Annotated in this window: 3 protein-coding genes and 1 pseudogene; 2 read left to right on the top strand and 2 right to left on the bottom strand. The window is 54.3% G+C overall.

Features of this window, described 5'->3' with window-relative positions; translation table 11 throughout:
* On the bottom strand, window positions 1–1,016 hold a 1,016-nt coding region (locus MVK46_RS02395; RefSeq protein WP_297535011.1), incomplete at its 3' end, for an aspartate aminotransferase family protein.
* A gap of 115 nt (window positions 1,017–1,131) precedes the next feature.
* Here MVK46_RS02395 and MVK46_RS02390 point away from each other — a divergent pair.
* Complete coding sequence (locus tag MVK46_RS02390) at window positions 1,132–1,593, top strand: Lrp/AsnC family transcriptional regulator (RefSeq protein ID WP_297535010.1); 462 nt, start codon at window positions 1,132–1,134, stop codon at window positions 1,591–1,593.
* A gap of 14 nt (window positions 1,594–1,607) precedes the next feature.
* Here MVK46_RS02390 and hcp read toward each other — a convergent pair whose 3' ends face one another.
* On the bottom strand, window positions 1,608–2,936 hold the full coding sequence (gene hcp / locus MVK46_RS02385; RefSeq protein ID WP_297535012.1) for a hydroxylamine reductase: 1,329 nt from the start codon (window positions 2,934–2,936) through the stop codon (window positions 1,608–1,610).
* Between the two features lie 216 nt (window positions 2,937–3,152).
* Here hcp and MVK46_RS02380 point away from each other — a divergent pair.
* Window positions 3,153–3,244, top strand: a pseudogene (locus tag MVK46_RS02380) (transcriptional regulator); the annotation flags it as partial.

Genomic DNA, 3,244 nt, shown 5'->3' with positions numbered 1-3,244 from the left:
TCCTTTGCCTTCTTCCCGAGCTTTTCGGCCCTTTGGAGGAGATTTTTCTCCTCGATTTCCTCGATGACAGCTAAAGCCGCGGCGCTCGCAACGGGGTTTCCTGAGAGGGTGAATGCATGGCCGAGAGGGGGCAGAGAATCCATTATCTCCGCCCTTCCGACGATTGCGCTTATCGGAAGTCCACCGCCAAGGGGCTTTGCGAGGGTTATGATGTCGGGCTCAACGCCGAAGTGCTCGATGGCGAACCACCTGCCGGTCCTCCCGAGACCGCTCTGAACCTCGTCAACGCCGAGGAGAATACCGTGTTCATCGAGGAGCCTTTTAAGTCTTCTGAAGTAGTCGTCTGGAGGCACGACCATTCCGGCGTCGCCCTGTATGGGCTCCGCCAAGAGAAGAGCTACGCCTTCGGCGTGGACCTCGCCCTCGAACTTCTCCTTGAGGTACTCAAGGCATTCCATACGGCACTTCCCCGGTTCTTTCCCAAATGGACAGCGGTAGCAGTTTGGATACGGTATGAAGTGGATGTCGCTGAGCTGACCGACCCTCGAGCGGACCTCAAAATCCAAACCCGTAACGCTCATGGCACCGTATGTTGAGCCGTAGTAGCTTCGAAGATAGCCGAGAACGGCCCTCCTTCCCGTGTAGGCCCTCGCGAACTTTATGGCCCCATCGTTGGCGTCGCTCCCGCTCAGACCGAAGGCAACCTTCGCGTTCTCAACGGGTGCAAGTTCCCTCAGCTTCTCCGCCAAGAGGAGGGGTTCAACCGGGAAGCCGTAGAGGAACGTGAAGTGGAGAAGTCTTTCGGCGGTCTTCTTCACCGCCTCGACTACGCGCGGGTTGTTATGGCCCACGTTCTGAACGGCCGCATCGCTGAGGAAGTCTATGTACTCCCTTCCATTGACGTCCCAGACGAGGGCGTTTCTGGCCTTATAAGGAACTATGGGGGCGTAGGTGACATGAGACGCCCTCGATATAACCTTTGAATATCTTTCAACGACCTCGGCAGGGTCGAGCATGCAACCACCACATTGTATAATCCTTTCGAAATTAATATTATTTTCGGCAAATTTTTGCTAATTTTTGAGAAATCTTTAAAAATTAAATGCTGAAATATTAAACAGGTGACCATAAATGCCCGAAATTGAAAAACTTGATGAGCTTGACAGGGCCATACTGCGCATACTGCAGGAGGACGGACGAACGAGCTACTCCGAGATAGCAAGACGCCTGAGCGTTCCAGAATCAACGGTCAGACTCAGGGTAAAGAGGCTCGTTGAGAGGGGCGTGATAAGAAAGTTCGCAGCGCTGATAAACCCCTTCAAAGCCGGCTACTCAATAGTGGCTTTCATAGCCGTTGACGTAGAGCCAAGCAAGATAAAAGAGGCCGCCGAAAAGCTGAAGGAACTGCCAGAGGTTGACGTTCTGGGCATAGCGACCGGGGCGCACGACATACTGATGCAGGTAACGGTGAAGGACCTGAAGGAGCTCGAGAACTTCCTAATCGAAAAGCTCGGTAGGATAGAGGGGATAAAGAGCACGGAAACCTCAATCCTAACGAGCGTCAAGAAGTGGGGCTATGCGAGGGTGTTTTGAAAGGAAAAGGGGAATCAATCGAGCAGGGGCGAGTCCTCGCTCACAGCGGTGGTGGAGTTGAGCATTCTCTTCAGGTCCTCCTCGGGCTCGCCTATGAGCCTGAGGTCGAACTTCTTTCTGAGGGTCTCGAAGACGTTCGGCGTGAAGAACTCCGGAGCCTTGGGTCCGATGTAGATGCCTTTGATTCCGAGGTAGAGCAGGCTGTAGAGGATTCCGATGGCCTTCTGCTCCATCCAGCTGAGGACTATGCTGACCGGGAGCTCGTTGAGGCCGACGCCCAGCTCCTTCGCGAGCGTCCCGGCAATCTGGATTATCGAGTAGACGTTGTTGCACTGGCCGAAGTCCATGAAGCGCGGTATTCCCTCGATTTCGCCGTAGTCGCGCCTGTTGTAGCGGAACTTACCGCACGCGGCCGAGAGGATTATGGCATCTTCGGGCACCATCGCGGTGAGCTTCTCGTAGTAGCTCATCTTCGGGTTGGGGACGTCACAGCCACCTATGACGAAGACGTGCCTTATCTTGCCCTCGTTTATGAGCTCGATGAGCTTATCCATGAGAGGGAGCACGTTGGTGTGGTGGAAACCGGTGACGATGTAACCGTCGTCCCTCTTTTCCATCTTCGGCGTCTCGAGCGCGCGCTTGATGAGCGGCTCGTAGTCGTTCTCAAGGTGGGGAACGCCCTCAAGGCCCGCTATGTCGGTGGTGAACATCCTGTCGGCGTAACTCTTAGGCGGTTGCTGGACGCAGTTGCTGGTTCCGAGGATTGCCCCGGGGAACTCGGTGAACTCCTTCCTCTGGTAGACCCACGAACCGCCCCAGTTGCCGTAAAGGGACTTGAACTTCCTGAACTCCGGATAGGAATGGGCCGGGAGCATCTCGGAGTGGGTGTAGACCCTAATCTGGTCCTCGAGGCCCATCTCCCTTATCTGCTTAAGGAGTTCGTAGAGCGCTCTGTAGGTGTGGCCGGTAACGAGAATTCCGTGCCCCTCGTCGGTTCCGGTCGGAACCTTGACAGGCTCCGGGTTTCCGTAGGTCTCGGTGTAGGCCTTATCAAGGAGCTCCATAGCCTTGAGGTGTATCCTTCCGTTCTCGAGGATGAGCTCGAGGAAGCGGCTCTTGTCGAAGTTCACGTTGGTGAGCGTTGAGTAGAGGGCCTTTGACAGGAAGAAGCCGATTTCGTCATCCTTGTACCCGAGCTCGTAGGCGTGGTAGTAGTAGGCGGCGGTTCCCTTTATTCCGTAGATGAGGGCCTCCTGAAGGGAGTTCAGGTCGGGGTCCTTGCCGCAGATTCCCCTGAAGGTGCACCCTCCCGGCAGGCTCATCGAACACTGGTCGCACCTCATCAGGATTCCAGCCTCTCTCCCACTGCTCGGCGCTTTTACGGTCATCTTCTCCACCTCCTTGTCATGACGCTTGTCATATGAATATTGGAACAAGCAATTTATATTCTTTATGGGGAGAAAGAGCAAGATTAAAGGTTATAAACAACAAACTCTCAATTCTCCTCACTTTTCAAACGCTCCAAAAGTCTTAAGTATTCTTCAAATTATCTCTAAACCATGAGGGTAAACGCCTTTGAAGTTGCCTCACGCTATGTTTACCCATCCCTCAGGAGGCGTCTCGTGGAGCACCTTCGGGAGAAGGGACTGAA

Source organism: Thermococcus sp. (assembly GCF_027066465.1).
GTDB lineage: Archaea > Methanobacteriota_B > Thermococci > Thermococcales > Thermococcaceae > Thermococcus.
The sequence above is the reverse complement of the archived record's forward strand: the minus strand, read 5'-3'. Positions and strand labels throughout refer to the sequence as shown.